13 protein-coding genes are annotated in these 15,683 nt (G+C 47.7%); 10 read left to right on the top strand and 3 right to left on the bottom strand.

Going from position 1 to position 15,683, the window contains the following annotated elements; all coding sequences use genetic code 11:
- Nucleotides 1-897: 897 nt before the first annotated feature.
- Nucleotides 898-1,500 (bottom strand): DUF4377 domain-containing protein, encoded by a 603-nt coding sequence (locus PRUB_RS03020; RefSeq protein WP_010383491.1) that lies wholly within the window; start codon nucleotides 1,498-1,500, stop codon nucleotides 898-900.
- A 370-nt stretch (nucleotides 1,501-1,870) separates the two neighbouring features.
- On the opposite strand from PRUB_RS03020, the gene PRUB_RS03015 reads away from it, so the two are divergent.
- A complete protein-coding gene (locus PRUB_RS03015; RefSeq protein WP_010383490.1) occupies nucleotides 1,871-3,217 on the top strand; it encodes a HEAT repeat domain-containing protein in 1,347 nt (448 codons plus the stop codon).
- A 116-nt stretch (nucleotides 3,218-3,333) separates the two neighbouring features.
- Here the strand turns inward: PRUB_RS03015 and PRUB_RS03010 are convergent, their stop codons facing one another.
- The gene (locus PRUB_RS03010) at nucleotides 3,334-4,194 is read right to left on the bottom strand and encodes a YicC/YloC family endoribonuclease (RefSeq protein ID WP_010383488.1); all 861 of its coding nucleotides are present in this window, start codon (nucleotides 4,192-4,194) and stop codon (nucleotides 3,334-3,336) included.
- Nucleotides 4,195-4,439: 245 nt separating this feature from the next.
- On the opposite strand from PRUB_RS03010, the gene rph reads away from it, so the two are divergent.
- The 8 genes from rph to trmB all read left to right on the top strand — a co-directional run bounded on the left by rph (nucleotide 4,440) and on the right by trmB (nucleotide 11,725).
- Nucleotides 4,440-5,153, top strand: a complete 714-nt coding sequence (rph, locus tag PRUB_RS03005) for a ribonuclease PH (protein ID WP_010383487.1) — start codon at nucleotides 4,440-4,442, stop codon at nucleotides 5,151-5,153.
- Between the two features lie 25 nt (nucleotides 5,154-5,178).
- Entirely contained in the window at nucleotides 5,179-5,823 is a 645-nt protein-coding gene (gene pyrE / locus PRUB_RS03000) for an orotate phosphoribosyltransferase (RefSeq protein WP_010383485.1), read from the top strand.
- 192 nt (nucleotides 5,824-6,015) lie between these two features.
- Nucleotides 6,016-7,365 carry a UDP-N-acetylmuramate:L-alanyl-gamma-D-glutamyl-meso-diaminopimelate ligase gene (mpl, locus tag PRUB_RS02995; protein WP_010383484.1) on the top strand — a complete coding sequence of 450 codons (1,350 nt, stop codon included), beginning with the start codon at nucleotides 6,016-6,018 and terminating at the stop codon, nucleotides 7,363-7,365.
- A 4-nt stretch (nucleotides 7,366-7,369) separates the two neighbouring features.
- Nucleotides 7,370-7,987, top strand: coding sequence for a flavin prenyltransferase UbiX (locus PRUB_RS02990; RefSeq protein ID WP_010383483.1), 618 nt, complete (start codon nucleotides 7,370-7,372; stop codon nucleotides 7,985-7,987).
- 208 nt (nucleotides 7,988-8,195) lie between these two features.
- Nucleotides 8,196-9,116, top strand: a complete 921-nt coding sequence (locus PRUB_RS02985; RefSeq protein WP_010383482.1) for an ABC transporter ATP-binding protein — start codon at nucleotides 8,196-8,198, stop codon at nucleotides 9,114-9,116.
- A 2-nt stretch (nucleotides 9,117-9,118) separates the two neighbouring features.
- The gene (locus PRUB_RS02980) at nucleotides 9,119-9,886 is read left to right on the top strand and encodes an ABC transporter permease (RefSeq protein ID WP_155946230.1); all 768 of its coding nucleotides are present in this window, start codon (nucleotides 9,119-9,121) and stop codon (nucleotides 9,884-9,886) included.
- A 178-nt stretch (nucleotides 9,887-10,064) separates the two neighbouring features.
- Nucleotides 10,065-10,886 carry a hypothetical protein gene (locus PRUB_RS02975; protein ID WP_010383480.1) on the top strand — a complete coding sequence of 274 codons (822 nt, stop codon included), beginning with the start codon at nucleotides 10,065-10,067 and terminating at the stop codon, nucleotides 10,884-10,886.
- A 173-nt stretch (nucleotides 10,887-11,059) separates the two neighbouring features.
- Nucleotides 11,060-11,725, top strand: a complete 666-nt coding sequence (trmB, locus tag PRUB_RS02970) for a tRNA (guanine(46)-N(7))-methyltransferase TrmB (RefSeq protein ID WP_010383479.1) — start codon at nucleotides 11,060-11,062, stop codon at nucleotides 11,723-11,725.
- A gap of 36 nt (nucleotides 11,726-11,761) precedes the next feature.
- Here the strand turns inward: trmB and PRUB_RS02965 are convergent, their stop codons facing one another.
- Nucleotides 11,762-13,660 (bottom strand): GGDEF domain-containing protein, encoded by a 1,899-nt coding sequence (locus PRUB_RS02965; protein ID WP_010383477.1) that lies wholly within the window; start codon nucleotides 13,658-13,660, stop codon nucleotides 11,762-11,764.
- A gap of 314 nt (nucleotides 13,661-13,974) precedes the next feature.
- Between PRUB_RS02965 and panP the strand changes: the two genes are divergently transcribed.
- Entirely contained in the window at nucleotides 13,975-15,603 is a 1,629-nt protein-coding gene (gene panP, locus PRUB_RS02960; protein WP_010383476.1) for a pyridoxal-dependent aspartate 1-decarboxylase PanP, read from the top strand.
- The last annotated feature ends 80 nt before the right edge of the window (nucleotides 15,604-15,683 follow it).

Below are 15,683 nucleotides of genomic sequence, written 5' to 3'. Positions count from 1 at the left end.
GACTGACTGAGTCGAGTATTTACGGAGGCGTCATTAAGTATGGAGCAATTACACTTAGACAAATTGAAAAGTGTGAAAGGTGGGGCGGGGATTGGTAGCCCTGATTTACCTAGTCGAGTCCAAATGGCTCACCCGGTTCCTAAAAAGAGCTGTGGCGGCTAAAGCCAGCTTAATTGCTAAAACAAAAAGCGCGTTCAGCGCTTTTTTTATGAAGATCTACATAATCGCACCTGGACCTATGATAAGTGCTGGACAATCAGCTAATAACCTGTCTTAGCAGTTTTTATGCTTTACACACGGAATTGTTGCAGCGAGTTATCAAGACTGGTTAGGCTGGTTTTGAAGCAACCAGCTGGAACGCATGAAATATGCTAACTATAACCAACCTAATTAATATTTTGGCAGCCATTGCGCGCTCAAGTAGGTTTCTTTTCCGTAAAGCCGTGAAGAGCAACATGGACAGCCACCCCAAACTGGCGTAAAGGCTTTGAGGCTGGTTCGACTTTGAGACTGCCCACAATTGGTCTGTGAATTTATCAGTGGGTGTCAGCTAATAATTCCAGCTCATGGTGTTTGTGGTACCAATAGAAAGCGAACTAAGCCAGATGGTGCTCGCAAGCCTGCCCAGTGTCATTTTATTTATGTTGAGTTCGCTGTTTTTCCACTTTATGTATAAGCAGGCCAAGCGCCGGGATGTGGTAACTCAGCTGTAACGGGTAAAGCCTGCGCAAAATAGCCCAAGTTTATTGGGCATTTTGCTCTGCCAGATACGCCTGTACATCTTCGTTTTGAACGCGCAAATAGATGTCCTCAACCGCAATGGTGAAGTCAATGGAATCAAAGTGGATCTCTGTGCCTAAAATAATGTGGCATCGACTAATGTAGATGCCACAGCTATTAATTCCAGTTGAGCAGAGCGATATTGGCGTTACCTTCGTAACGGAAGGTTAGATTTACTTTGGCACCTGTTTCTCGCATAGAATATAAATGGTCACAGTCTACATATTTGGTGCAGCTGAAGGGCTTACCCAAGAAACGATAGCTTTGTTCTTTGTCATCATACACCAGTGTATCTGGCTGTAAATTTACGTCTGACAGAATATATTCAGTCCCAATACTATCCTCTTTTACCGAGCTAATGGCTTTGAGTTGAATCTTTTTGCTTGAAGCGTCGGCAGGCGGATTCTTTACGTCAGACTCTGTCACCTCTAGCTGGTAATGGTGGCCCCATTGATATTCAAACCCTTCAATCAAGCCATAATGCAATGAATAGCTTTCCTCATCAGAGTATTTGACCCTGAGGCATAATTGTTGTGCCACTCCGGTACAATGTTGAGCGTAAGCATCAATGTTCCAAACCTGTGTTCTTGTTTCTGCACGCTCATTTTTATTCTGTACCGATGGTGCTGTGTTGGAGTCTGATGAGCCGCAACCTGAGAGATAAAGCACCGCTACGCTGGAGATGAGAGCTTGCCTGCTGAGTAACGTTATTTTTGTCATGTCCATATTCCTTTTTATTTGACTGTACGATGATGTTAACTGTACCCCTTTTGTGTTTCAATTGGTGTGGCCATCTGAATCGAATAAAAAAGCATCATGTAAAGTTGTCACTTCCTGCCATGCCTGGATGATCCTTACTCATTTTCAGGCACACATTGTTTTGCAATTATTTTGAATTCCACTAGGTGGAGCAGATGATATCTGAGCTTCTACCTCAGTACGGCAAAGATTAAAGGTTTAGGGCGTGATTGGAGGCACTCGTAGACCGGTTTAGAGGAAAACCACAGTAGACTTGGCGGAGTTTATTGTTATGCCTTGTTGCGTTAGGCTAGCCGACAGATTAACCGGGTATATTTAAAAAGGCACTATTGTGTATGACTTGCAGCAATTATTCAGTCAGTTGAAAAAAATAACCTTAAATAGAAATACTCAACCTGAGCTGGTAGCAACCATTGAAGAGCTTATTAAGTTGAGTCAGGATCATGACGGTCACAAACGAGAAAATGCCGTTTTAAGACTAGGTATGATGGGCGACCCGGTGGCTTTTCCCTGTCTAATTATTCGCGTGAATGATTGGGTGCCTCAAGTTCGAGATGCGGCAGTAAAAGCGTTGAGCAAGTTGATGGTAGATGAAAATGTTGAAGCCATTATTCAGTGTCTTCCTCAAGTATATCATCTTCAGAATTGCTACAGGGCCAATCATCAAGATGTTATTCGGCAAGTGGAGGCTTTGCTGTTAACAGAAACAAACCGAGGCCATTTGTTGGCAGCTGTGCAAAGCGCAAACAGTTATATAGCCAGGCTCTGCTTGAATTTAGTCATTGAACATCAGGTTGTTGATGCCCAAACGCTGTTGCCAATGGCCTTTGCGAGTAAAGATGCCTTAGTCAGAGTTCAAGCTTTTCGCTGGTCTGGCGTTCACTATCCACAAGTGCTGGAGACGCACTACCTAAGCTTATTAAATGATAAGTTTATGCCAATCCGAAAAGCCGCATTAAAGCACCTACTAATGGCCACCAATAATGCTCAGGAGGCTGAAAAAGGATTAGTTGATCGCCATTCCTCGATACGTGAGCTGGCTGTAAAGCACTGCCAGGAAAATGGTAATGATGTTGTGGCATTTTACAGGGAGCATCTTACTAAAGACATAAGTACTAAGGCGGCTATCTGGGGGCTTGGCTATCTTAAGTGTGTTGGTGATCTGGATAAAATAAAATACTTTCATAAGCATGGTACACCTTCTCTCAGAAAACAGGCGCTAAACAGTCTGTTGAAGTTAGACTCCCACAATAGTTTGGTATATCTGTTGAACGGGCTAAGAGATCCCTCTCCTTCAGTATGTAAGGAGTCAGCAAGGCTGATGGTAAAAACACGGCTCTACCTGAATGCGAAAGCGTTGATGGATGTCATTTGTGATTCAGAACACCCGCATACCGCACGAGCATGTGTCGCGCTGTCTCATCAAATCAATAAGTGGGAAAGAGTGGTATTTTTACTGATGCTAATGTCAAACGAACAGGTCGTTTCTATGTTTGATGAAGGTCAGATTAAATCAGAGCTGGCGAATTGGGGGGATGACTATAACCGTTCATTTAACCAGCCTACGCAAGCGCAAATCGATGAGATCGGCGTATTGATGGCGGGAGTACCCGCAACCAGGTTTAGTGAACACTTCGGCAGTTTTGCACACGCCCTTAAAACTTTGGGTATTCACTAAAGAGCTTAAGAATCATTGTGTTATATTTGCACGAAGGGCGGCAGGGGAAATTAAATGCGGAAGTGTTGAACAAAAAAGCCCCAACAGCTGGGGCTTTTCAATGAGTTTAGTTTTTATCACTCAATATTCTGGATCTGCTCGCGCATTTGCTCAATCAGTACCTTGAGTTCAACGGCGGCGTTGGTGATCTCGGTATTGATGGATTTAGATGCCAGGGTGTTAGACTCGCGGTTGAACTCTTGCATCATAAAGTCCAGACGTCGGCCACAGGCGCCGCCTTTTTTCAGGATCTTATGGGTTTCTTTAACGTGTGACTTGAGGCGGTCGAGTTCTTCTGCCACGTCCTGTTTTTGCGCCAGGTAGATTAGCTCCTGCTCCAGGCGGTTCTCGTCGATTTCGGCTTTCAGGTCTTCCAGCTTAGCGGTGAGTTTTTCACGCTGCCATTTAGCCACTTCTGGCATGTGACCCTCAACAACGGCAACCTGATCCAGAATACTATCCAGACGGGTGGTGATCATGGTTTCCAGGTTGTTACCTTCGCTTGCGCGCGCGGCTTTAAATTCTTCAACCAGGGCATCAAAGCCTTTTAACAGCTCGCTGTTCACTGTGTCCAGATCCACCTCTTCGGCTTCCATGACGCCTGGCCAGCGCAGGATGTCTGTTGGGTTGATCTCGCCACCGCTGTGCGACTGCACCCACTTGGCATTTTCGATCAGCTGCTTACTCAGGGTTTCGTTGATCGACAGCTGACCTACGTGCGCCGGGTTGGCGGTGAACTTCAAAAATACTTCCACTTTACCGCGCTGTAAGTGTTTGCGCAGGCGCTCGCGAATAACCGGTTCCAGGCCACGGAACTGTTCCGGTGCGCGGATAAAGGTTTCAAGATAGCGTTGGTTGACGGAGCGGATCTCCCACACACCGGTGCCCCAGTCGCCCTTGATCTCTTTACGGGCATAAGCGGTCATACTATGGATCATATAAGTTCCTAATTTAATTTAAGGTTGCGGCGTGTCTGCATGTGGCTACCTAATGTACAGCGCTGTCGTTGGTGAACACACACATCGCCATGAACGAAACATCGCCATTATAGCTGAAACATCGCCATTATAGCTGAAACATCGCCCAGCTCTAGTGGCTGGGTGTGAATTATTCGCGATCCGCATGGCATAGCGCCTGGGAACCCTTTATAATATCGCGAAACTTTGATGATAGGGGAAGGTGGATGCGTCCAAGCGAAAGAACTGCAAATCAAATCAGACCGGTAACTTTTACACGTAACTATACTATGCATGCCGAGGGCTCGGTGCTGGTAGAGTTCGGCAACACTAAAGTGTTGTGTACTGCCACGGTTGAAGCGGGTGTACCGCGTTTTATGAAAGGCCAGGGCAAAGGCTGGATCACTGCAGAATACGGGATGCTTCCGCGTTCTACTCACACGCGTAATGGCCGTGAAGCGGCAAAAGGTAAGCAGGGCGGACGTACCATGGAGATCCAACGTCTGATCGCCCGTGCATTGCGTGCTGCGGTTGACCTGAGCGCATTAGGCGAAAACACCATTACCATCGATTGTGATGTGTTACAGGCAGACGGTGGTACACGTACTGCATCGATCAGCGGTGCTTGTGTGGCATTGGTTGATGCGCTGACGCACATGCGTGCCAAGGGCATGATCAATGCTAACCCGCTGAAGTTTATGATTGCAGCTATCTCTGTGGGTGTTTACAACGGCGAAGCCATTACCGATTTGGAATATCTGGAAGACTCAGAAGCTGAGACCGACATGAACGTGATCATGACGGAAACCGGCAAACTGATTGAAGTGCAAGGCACGGCCGAGGGCGAACCTTTCTCATTTGAAGAACTGGATGAGCTGCTGGCACTGGCCAAGCATTCAATCCGTGAGATCATTGACCTGCAAAAACAGGCTCTGGCATAAGCATAAGTAAATAAGAAGGTATCGCATGAAACAGTATCAAAAAGACTTTATTGAATTTGCCCTACAAAAGCAGGTGCTGAAGTTTGGTGAATTTACGCTTAAATCTGGCCGTACCAGCCCTTATTTCTTTAATGCAGGTTTATTTAACACCGGTCGTGATTTGGCGCGTTTAGGTCGTTTTTACGCAGCCGCGTTGGAAGATGCTGGCATTGCGTACGATGTCCTGTTCGGCCCGGCGTATAAAGGGATCCCAATTGCGACGACCACGGCTGTTGCACTGGCAGATCATTATGACAAAGACGTACCTTACTGCTTTAACCGTAAAGAGAAAAAGCAGCACGGTGAAGGTGGCAACCTGGTAGGCTCTGAGCTGGCTGGTCGTATTATGCTGGTGGATGATGTGATCACGGCGGGTACGGCTATCCGTGAATCGATGGAAATCATCGCTGCCAATGACGCAGATCTGGCGGGTGTGTTGATTGCCCTTGATCGTCAGGAAAAAGGCAAAGGTGAGCTGTCTGCTATTCAGGAAGTTGAGCGCGACTTTAACACCGCTGTGGTGTCTATCGTGAAGCTGGCTGATCTTATTACTTACCTTGAGCAACAAGGTGATATGGCCGAGCACCTGGAAGCGGTTAAAGCGTATCGTGACCAGTACGGTGTTGCTTAATTAAGTAGCTCGCTAAAATCGTATTTAAAAACCGGCTTAGGTGGTGCACTTAAGCCGGTTTTTTCATGTCTGTTGCCGTGACTTTGCACCAGCTGCAAAAGTGTTTTGTGTGGTTCTGCTCACAAAACCAGCCAAGGTTCAGGCGAGTATGTTAACCTAAGCGGGTTAGTCAGCTAATTAATAAATAAAATCATGCATATTCACATTCTTGGGATCTGCGGCACCTTCATGGGTGGCATTGCGGCCATTGCAAAATCGCTGGGCCATAAGGTGACGGGATCCGATCAAAACGTTTATCCCCCTATGAGCACTCAGCTGGAGTCGCTTGGTATTGAATTAACTCAGGGCTACGATCCGGCTCAGCTGGATCCGGCACCCGATATGGTGGTGATTGGCAATGCCATGAGCCGTGGTAATGCCTGTGTGGAATATGTGCTGGAACGCGGCTTACCTTACACCTCAGGTCCCGAGTGGTTAAAACATCACGTCTTGCAAAACAGTTGGGTACTGGCAGTGGCCGGCACCCACGGTAAAACGACGACTGCCAGTATGCTGGCCTGGTTGCTGGAATATGCTGGATTGCGTCCCGGTTTTCTGATCGGTGGCATAGTACAAAACTTTGGTGTATCGGCGCGCACCAGTGATACCCCGTTTTTTGTCATTGAAGCCGATGAATATGACACGGCGTTCTTTGACAAGCGCAGCAAGTTTGTCCATTACCTGCCGCGGACCTTGATCATGAATAACCTTGAATTTGATCACGCCGATATTTTTGCCGATTTGGCTGCAATTCAGACCCAGTTCCACCACTTGCTTCGTACTTTACCTGCGCAGGGTAAAGCAATTTACCCGGCAGCGGATAAACCCCTGTGCGAAGTGATAGACAAGGGCTTCTGGAGTCAGCAAGAAACGCTCGGTGGTGACTGGGATTATCGTCTGTGCAAAGCAGATGGCAGCCAGTTTGAGGTGCTGCTAAACAACGAAAGTCAGGGCATGGTGAATTGGCAGGCCATTGGCGAGCACAATGTTAAAAATGCGCTGATGGCCATTGCGGCTGCGCGTCATGTGGGCATTCCTGTGTCTGTCAGTATTGAAGCGCTCGGTGAGTTTAAATCACCTAAGCGACGCATGGAGTTGTTGGGTGAGGTCAATGGAGTCTGTGTGTATGACGATTTTGCTCATCACCCCACAGCAATTGAAACCACTCTGGCCGGACTGCGTGCCAAGGTGGGTGACGCCCGTATTACAGCGATTCTGGAACCGCGCTCCAATACCATGAAAATGGGGGTTCACCAGCAAACCTTGATGGACTCACTGGCGGCAGCCGATGAGGTGCTGTTGTTTGAGCCGCCTAAGCTGAGCTGGTCATTACAAGAAGCGGCTCAACAAGCAGGGTATGGGTGTTACCACAACACTGATGACATTGTGGCGGCGGTGGCTGCTCAGGCAAAGCCGGGTGAGCATGTCTTGATCATGAGCAATGGTGGGTTTAATGGGATCCATGAGGCAGTGTTAAGTGCACTGCGCGAAAAGAGGTCATAAAGTTATGTCACAATTTAAGCCAGCTATCACACTGGCGTTCAGCGGGGCGTCGGGTGCGCCCTACGGGTTGCGTTTACTCGAAGTGCTGGTGGCGCTGGATTATCAGGTTTATGTGTTGATCTCCAGTGCTGCCCGCGTGGTGCTGGACACTGAATCGAATATCAAACTGTCTGGCAATGAAGACAAGGCCACGGCGCAGCTCAGCGAGCTCTATCAGGCCAAAGCCGGACAGATCCAGGTGTTTGGTAAAGACAACTGGTTCAGCCCGGTGGCATCGGGCTCTGCGGCCCCTAAGAAAATGGTGGTGTGTCCGTGTAGCGCTGGAAGTGTCTCCGCCATTGCCATGGGGGCGTCAGACAACCTGCTGGAGCGTGCGGCCGATGTGGTGATCAAGGAGCGTGGTGAGCTTATTCTAGTGCCCAGAGAAACCCCGTTCAGTGCCATTCACCTGGAAAATATGCTCAAGTTGAGCAGGCTGGGGGTCACTATTATGCCTGCGGCTCCTGGTTTTTATCATCAGCCACAAAGCATTGAGGACTTAGTCGATTTCATGGTGGCGCGCATTTTAGATCATCTGGGTATAGAGCATCGGTTAGCAAAGCGCTGGGGCTACGGCGACTAAACCTCAGCAGCGGTAATACATCACAGGCGCAGAGGGGTTAAAACTTATCATGACCTGGGTTGAAAATGACGTATTCAGAACCACTGAATAACCAGGTCGAGACTTCTCTGGCGCTAAGGTGTTGCGCTTTTTACCAGACTGGGTAACAAAGCGTATTGGTACAAATAAGTGAAAACAACAACATGGGGATGTGAGGAAAAACAATAAGATGACAAAGGCATTAAATATATCAGGCCTGCGCAAGGTCTACAGTAACGGCGTTGAGGCCGTCAAAGGGATTGATTTACAGGTTGAGCAGGGCGACTTCTTTGCGCTGCTGGGCCCTAATGGTGCCGGTAAGTCGACCACCATAGGTGTGATTTCATCTTTGGTGAATAAAACGGCGGGTCAGGTAGAAGTATTTGGCCAGAGCATAGACACCGATTTGGAAGCGGCTAAATCTCATCTGGGCCTGGTGCCACAGGAATTTAATTTTAATCAGTTTGAAACCCTTAATCAGATTTTGGTCAATCAGGCGGGCTATTATGGTGTGCCGCGTGCCCAGGCCCATGAACGCGCCGAGAAATATCTAAAACAATTGGGGTTACTGGATAAAAAAGACAAGCAGGCACGGACTTTATCAGGCGGTATGAAACGCCGTTTGATGATTGCCCGTGCGTTGATGCATGAGCCTAAACTGTTGATCCTGGATGAGCCAACGGCTGGTGTTGATATTGAACTGCGCCGCTCAATGTGGGATTTCTTACGTGAAATCAATGCTCAGGGTATCACCATTATCCTGACCACCCATTATCTGGAAGAAGCCGAGTTGCTGTGTCGCAACATTGCGATTATCGATCAGGGCAAGATTGTAGAACACACGACCATTAAGGCGTTGCTGGCTAAGCTGGATAAAGAAACCTTTGTACTGGACCTTAAGGCGCCCATTAATCCGGTTAACCTGGCAGGCTACGAGTTTGTTTTGACAGACGATCATACGCTGGAAGTTGAAGTCGCGAAATCTCAGGGGCTCAATGGGGTATTCACCCAGCTGAATGAACAGGGTAATACCGTGCTGAGTATGCGAAATAAGGCAAACCGCCTGGAAGAGTTATTTGTCGGATTGTTGGAACAGGGGCGCAGCGAATGAAAATCTTAAACTACGGCGTGGCACTGAAAAGTATCTGGATCAAAGAGTGTATTCGCTTCCTGCGAATTTGGATACAAACCCTGGTGCCACCGGCCATTACCATGACCTTGTATTTTGTGATTTTTGGCTCTCTGATCGGCTCACGCATTGGTGAAATGGGCGGGTTTAGCTACATGGAGTTCATTGTGCCGGGTCTTATCATGATGTCGGTGATCACCAACTCCTACTCAAACGTAGCATCCAGCTTCTACTCGACTAAGTTCCAGAAAAGCATTGAAGAGTTGCTCGTGGCACCGGTGCCCAACTACATCATAGTGCTGGGTTATATGGGCGGCGGTATGGCGCGGGGTATGCTGGTGGGTCTGATAGTGACTCTGGTCAGCCTGCTGTTTGTGGATATTCAGATTCACAATCTGGCGGTGATTGTATTGACGGTTTTACTGACTTCGGCTGTGTTTGCATTGGGTGGTTTGATCAATGCCGTTTTTGCCAATAGCTTTGATGACATCAGTATCATTCCAACCTTTGTGCTGACGCCACTGACGTATCTGGGCGGGGTGTTTTATTCTATCACCTTGTTGCCGGAGTTCTGGCAGGGGGTGTCTCAGATTAACCCCATCATCTATATGGTGAATGCGTTCCGTTATGGCTTCCTGGGGGTGTCTGATGTCAATATTACCCTGGCGTTTGGGGTATTGCTGGGTTTCATCACCGTGTTATTTGCGGTTGCACTGAACCTGATCAAGCGCGGCGTCGGCTTGCGTCACTGAGCATTAGGCTATCGAGGTGGCAGGGGGAGACTCTGCCACTTACCACTTCAAGCAGCAGCTTTTTAATATTTGTCATTTTTTGTGTTGCTATTTTGTTGTGGTATTGTTTCTCTTGTTTTCATTTGTTAGTATCCTTTTTGGGTAATGTATCCAAATGAAGTTATGACAAGGAAATTATATGTTTAGAAGTTTATTAGTTGCGGTACTGGGTTTATCGTCAGGGTTGTTTTCCCAATTCTCTGAAGCGTCCAAAGTGGGACGTACATTCTATCTGTCTCAGGGCTATGAGATTGAAGTGAGAGTGACTGATGTCGGAAGGGAAGCGATCGCAATTGCGATGGAACAAAAATGTGCAAACAAAAATGCATGTCTCGGTCGCTCTGCGAACAAGCAACTGGTCGAGGATCTGGTTCGGGCAGTACGTTACAATCGCCTGTATACCTACCGAATGGAGTACTATGACCCATGCGAACGAGAGATGTGTACGCCACACACGATAGATCCCGAGCTGTATGATATTGTCGCACCGGAAGCACTGAACAATTTGGATGGTGATATAGACGTACAGGGTATTCGGCAAAGAGAAGCGCCCACAACAACCAGGAACTCTTTTTTAACTAAAGTAATAGACGGGGCGGCAGCCCAGATCGGGTCCAGTACAGTTACAGAACTAAGAGACAGGCTACTCAAAAACAGCAAAAATGGAAAACTGCCGTTAACGAGCTTTATGTACTACGAAGAAGGCAGAAGAAAAATACCGATCGCGGCATGCACCTTGGATGAAGGTGGTAATTGTAAATTGAACAGAAAAGTTACGGTGACTAACTACACAAATGGCAGCATTGGAGTCAGCTACCCTCATGATGGTTCTGCGGAAGCTGCATACAGAGAAGCAAGCCTTGTTGAAACGTTAAGCAGCTGGAGCTATACGTGCACCGTTGTGTACACAGGTTCATTTGGCAGTATGACAGCCCAACGGGTCTGTTATTATCGACCATAACTGAATTTGGTTTATTTGCTTTAATTCTAATGCCGTGACCTTTGGTTGGCGGCATTGCTGCATCGCGAGTGCTGTTCGCGCCGAAGTATTTGTAAAGCAGGTTTCAGTTAGCTATTTACTTTGATTTCTGGGGTTATAGAATTGCCACTTTCTATAGCTAACGAAAAAATACTATGTCAGACGCCAATTCCAGAAGCATCACGAGTAATCAGACCGGACTGCATGAAAAGTTAGACGAGGTAGTACAAAAGCACCTCAATACGCCATTCAAAAAACCCATTGCTGCCCATACCCAACAAGCCTTCGAACAGGTGAATGAGAAAGTACAGGCATTCGATGGTCCGATCATTCTGGATTCTTGCTGCGGGGTGGGGGAAAGTACGGCGAATTTAGCCAAACTACACCCGAATGCGTTAGTCATCGGTATTGATAAGTCAGAGCATCGTCTTGAAAAGCATGACATTGAATATAAGCAAACAGAGTCGGGTCAATACATTCTGGTTCAGGCAGATCTGAATGATTTCTGGCGTCTGGCCTGCGAAGCTAATTGGCAGCCAAGTCACCATTATTTACTGTACCCCAACCCCTGGCCTAAAGCGAAACACCTGCAAAGGCGCTGGCATGGTGCCGCTGTATTCCCTTATATCGTAAAGCTGGGGGGGCGGCTTGAACTGCGCAGCAACTGGTCTATTTATGTTGAGGAATTTGCCCGCAGCCTGGCGCTTGCAGGCGCTCAGGCAACGGTAAGTGACTATGAAAGTGACACAGCCATGACGCCGTTTGAGCGCAAGTACTGGGCCAGCGGTCAATCAAGTACTCGCCTGATTGCTCAGTTATAAGCGTTTCCGGTCACCTGTGCTCTGGCAGGTGACCGGTCAGGCACTGGCCTGTAAATCCTTGCCCATATTGCTCTGGCTGACATTGATGTGTGGGCCAGGTGCGCCAATCAGACTTCCTTCAACTAACTTAACGTTGCAGCTTAGCAATTGATCCAGTTGATATTTACTTTGTACACCATCAACCAACAAGGTGATTTGGCGCTCATGGCAGAGTCTGGCAATGTGTTCAATGTACTCATGCAATTCAGTCTCTTCACTTAGTTGTTCAATGACGCTGGAGGTCAGCTTAACGCTGTCTATAGTGAGTTTCAGCACCCGGCTGATGGTCAGCAAACCACTGTTGCTTGACGCCACCATGATATTTACCCCTTTGCTTTTTAGCACATTGATATAAACCCGCATATCGGCAAAATGCTCAATCACTTCTTGCTCTTCCAGTTCAAAGGTAATTTTGGCGGGCTGTGGGTAGCGTCTGATCTGCGCAAAGATAAACTCCATGATTTGCGGGTCGGCCAGATCCTGCCAGCTCAGTTGCATGCTCCAGGCATGATGTGATTTTCGAAAATGTGCGGTGCACAGCTCAAGCATGACTTTGGTTAGCTGAGAGCTCAGTCTGGAGTGGCGGATCACTTCTGAGAAAGATTCAGGACGTAAGATCAGGCCCTGCTCTGTGAGTACTCTCGGGGTGCAATGATATTGTTCGACGGCTTTGCTCTCAGTGCCCATACGGGGCGTAAAGTAGGGCAGAATACGATGTTGTTCAAACGCACTTTGAACTGTTTTTGCAATGGCAATATGGGATTCCTGAATGGTCTTGATCTGCGTTGGATCCTGGCCATAGATGCACACTCGTTGCTGTTTTTGTTGTGCCTGACGACATGCGATAAACGCATTCTCCAGTAACAGGCGTTTATTGCCACTGGCTATGCCGGCGGTTACCTGAATGTACAAATGTGGGTCCTGTAAAATCGGCGTTGTGGCAGGAAATTCATTGATCAGGCTACTCAGATAATGCTCCCCTTTGTTGGCATCGCTCAATAGCACCAACTTGGCAGTGGCAAGACGATACACTTTAAATGGGGCGGTAAATTCACTGAAGTGGCTCATCACTCTGCGTATGATTTCATCACCGACATCGGTGCCATAAAAGCTCACTATCTCTTCCAGCTCGTTGATTGCGATAATTGCCAGGCTAAGGTGCTGAGTGGGGTTTTTGGCCAGATCCTGTTCTAATGCCAGACGATTGGGGAATCCGGTACGCGGGTCGGTTGTCAGGGTTTTCCTCAGTATCAGTAAATACATCCCTGCTACCAGTAAAGCAATGGCAAAGAAAAAGCACGCAGTGAACAGAGCCTCTTTAACGCTTTTTGCCAGTTCGGTTTGGATGTGTGATGTCTTAATATCGGCCCCGGTCAGGAAGACCTTGCCGTCACGTGTGACGTGGGGAATAAAAATGGTTTTAAAATGGCCCCATTTATCTTCGGACACTTCGTATAATGGCTGTGTTGAGCGAAACGCGCTTTTGTTAACCGAAGTTGCCTCCGGGTACAGGTCGAGCATGCGCGTGACTTTGTCCTGTAATACGTCATTTTGGGTGTAACTAGAGGCACTGAAACGCACATAGGGCGCATCATAGACCATAGCATACACATACTCGACACCCAGGTGCTGTGCCAGTTGTGATAACTGCATACTCTTGTGGCGATATTCATCGCTGTTAATTTCGTTGAGTCGGTCATGGTAGTCTTCCCCCAATATCAGCTGGGTACTGCGGGCCGCCATGAGGAGCTTTTGATCTATGCTTTGTACTATGGTGGTACGGGTCTGATGATAGGTGTAAAGCACATAGGCGGACAAAGAGGCAACAAACACCACAAAGCCGATGACTATCCAGGTCAGAGATAAGGCCCTAAGCGCAAAATTCCGTTTATTCATTGTCAGTTTCCGTTTGAGTCTGCAAGTCTGGTGGGACGAATTGTTCCTAATACTATCCATTTCTGGCAATGCTGACAAAATATTTAACGAATCTGCCTTATTTTTGAACCCTATTCCTTACATGCATCGTACTAAATACTGGGTTTACTGTGCGATGCTGTGTCATCAGAGGTTCATCAAATTATCAAGCAGAGTTCATTTTTTTTGACTGCATTGCAGACTTTCCCATCGCTTTACAGTAAAGTTAGTCATTTCGTATCAACTTGGCAAGGTAACTCCCCACATCAGTTACCCACGCATGATTAGGTATTAAAATGGGTCCAAAGCGTTGTGCAGTCGCTTCTGAAGAAAGCTTAATGCGTATCTTTACCGTTCCAGAAGCACCCAGCTCCACGTTAAGTGTAATTGAGCAGGAAATTTCCAGTAATCTGGCGGGCTTTCTGAATGAAAATATCGCAGCAATTGAAAAACCATTGCATGAGATAGAAAAAGACTTTCAGTCGGCAATGATCCCGGAAGAACCGATGTTTGTCTCTGACTATGCTCAGGATATTATGGAACAGCTGGTTGCACACTCTGTGCATACTGCGTCGCCAAGCTTTATCGGGCATATGACCTCAGCGCTGCCGCATTTTGTTCTGCCGCTGTCAAAGTTGATGGTCGGTTTGAATCAGAACCTGGTAAAAATAGAAACTTCAAAGGCCTTTACGCCATTGGAGCGTCAGGTGCTGGGCATGATGCATCATCTTGCTTATGGCGAAGATGATGCCTTCTATGAAAAATGGATGCACAGTGCCAAGACCGCACTCGGCGCATTTTGCTCTGGGGGTACCATTGCCAATATTTCGGCTTTGTGGATCGCCCGCAACCGATTGCTCGGTCCGGATGGTGACTTTAAAGGGCTTGCCAGTGAAGGGATCATGGCTGCCATGATGCATTATGGATACAAAGGCCTGGCCGTATTGGTATCTGAGCGTGGTCACTACTCATTGGGTAAAGCGGCCGATGTGCTGGGCATTGGGCGCAGTAATTTCATTGCTGTCAAAACCGACGAGAACAACAAGGTTGACGTTGAGGCAATGCGCGCTAAGGCACAGACGCTGAGTGAGCAGGGTATTAAGGTCATGGCGATTGTTGGTGTGGCCGGTACTACTGAAACAGGCAACATAGACCCCTTACCCGAAATGGCGGCGCTGGCTCAGGAGCTGGGGTGTCATTTTCACGTCGATGCCGCCTGGGGCGGAGCAACTTTGTTGTCCGCGAATTACCGCCATTTGCTCAAGGGCATTGAACTAGCTGATTCGATTACCATTGATGCGCACAAGCAAATGTATGTGCCAATGGGCGCAGGCATAGTACTGTTTAAAGATCCCACCGCAACCGATGCCATAGAACACCATGCGGAATACATTCTGCGTAAAGGCTCAAAAGATCTGGGTAGTCATACTCTGGAGGGCAGCCGCCCTGGTATGGCCATGCTGGTTCATGCATGCTTACGGGTGATAGGCCGTAAAGGGTACGAAATGCTGATCGACAAAGGCATTGAGAAAGCCCATTATTTTGCAGAACTGATCCACGAAGAAGACGACTTTGAGTTGGTCTCTGAGCCGGAGTTATGCCTGCTGACCTATCGCTATGTGCCCAAACAGATCCGCCAGGCGATTGAACAAGCCGATGAGCAGGAGCGCATCGACATTTATGCGGCGTTAAATCGATTTACTGCCAGTATGCAGAAACGGCAGCGTGAATCAGGGCGCTCTTTTGTGTCACGGACGCGTTTAACCCCCTCGCAATACCAGTATCAGCCTACCGTGGTATTCAGAGTGGTGTTGGCCAACCCGCTGACCTCAAAGCAGATGCTAAAAGAAATTCTGGCAGAACAAAAAGGACTGGCGCAGAGCGATCCGGTATTTAAAAAGTACCTGGCAAAATACATGGCTTAGTGTATCTGTTTTCAGTTTTGGGTATGTCTGGACTAAAGAAAACAGTGCATTTTGTGACAGGCGCTATACTATTAGAGTAT

The organism is Pseudoalteromonas rubra (assembly GCF_000238295.3).
In the GTDB taxonomy this organism is placed as follows: Bacteria; Pseudomonadota; Gammaproteobacteria; order Enterobacterales; family Alteromonadaceae; genus Pseudoalteromonas; species Pseudoalteromonas rubra.
Note: the sequence above shows the minus strand (reverse complement) of the source record. Positions and strands in the feature narration are given on the sequence as shown.

What these genes read in the sequence shown, in the direction of transcription:
- PRUB_RS03010 (WP_010383488.1), bottom strand. Translation starts at nt 4,194, where the DNA reads ATGATCCATAGTATGACCGCTTATGCCCGTAAAGAGATCAAGGGCGAC.
- panP (WP_010383476.1), top strand. Translation starts at nt 13,975, where the DNA reads ATGGGTCCAAAGCGTTGTGCAGTCGCTTCTGAAGAAAGCTTAATGCGT.
- pyrE (WP_010383485.1), top strand. Translation starts at nt 5,179, where the DNA reads ATGAAACAGTATCAAAAAGACTTTATTGAATTTGCCCTACAAAAGCAG.
- PRUB_RS02975 (WP_010383480.1), top strand. Translation starts at nt 10,065, where the DNA reads ATGTTTAGAAGTTTATTAGTTGCGGTACTGGGTTTATCGTCAGGGTTG.
- trmB (WP_010383479.1), top strand. Translation starts at nt 11,060, where the DNA reads ATGTCAGACGCCAATTCCAGAAGCATCACGAGTAATCAGACCGGACTG.
- rph (WP_010383487.1), top strand. Translation starts at nt 4,440, where the DNA reads ATGCGTCCAAGCGAAAGAACTGCAAATCAAATCAGACCGGTAACTTTT.
- mpl (WP_010383484.1), top strand. Translation starts at nt 6,016, where the DNA reads ATGCATATTCACATTCTTGGGATCTGCGGCACCTTCATGGGTGGCATT.
- PRUB_RS02990 (WP_010383483.1), top strand. Translation starts at nt 7,370, where the DNA reads ATGTCACAATTTAAGCCAGCTATCACACTGGCGTTCAGCGGGGCGTCG.
- PRUB_RS03020 (WP_010383491.1), bottom strand. Translation starts at nt 1,500, where the DNA reads ATGACAAAAATAACGTTACTCAGCAGGCAAGCTCTCATCTCCAGCGTA.
- PRUB_RS02965 (WP_010383477.1), bottom strand. Translation starts at nt 13,660, where the DNA reads ATGAATAAACGGAATTTTGCGCTTAGGGCCTTATCTCTGACCTGGATA.
- PRUB_RS02985 (WP_010383482.1), top strand. Translation starts at nt 8,196, where the DNA reads ATGACAAAGGCATTAAATATATCAGGCCTGCGCAAGGTCTACAGTAAC.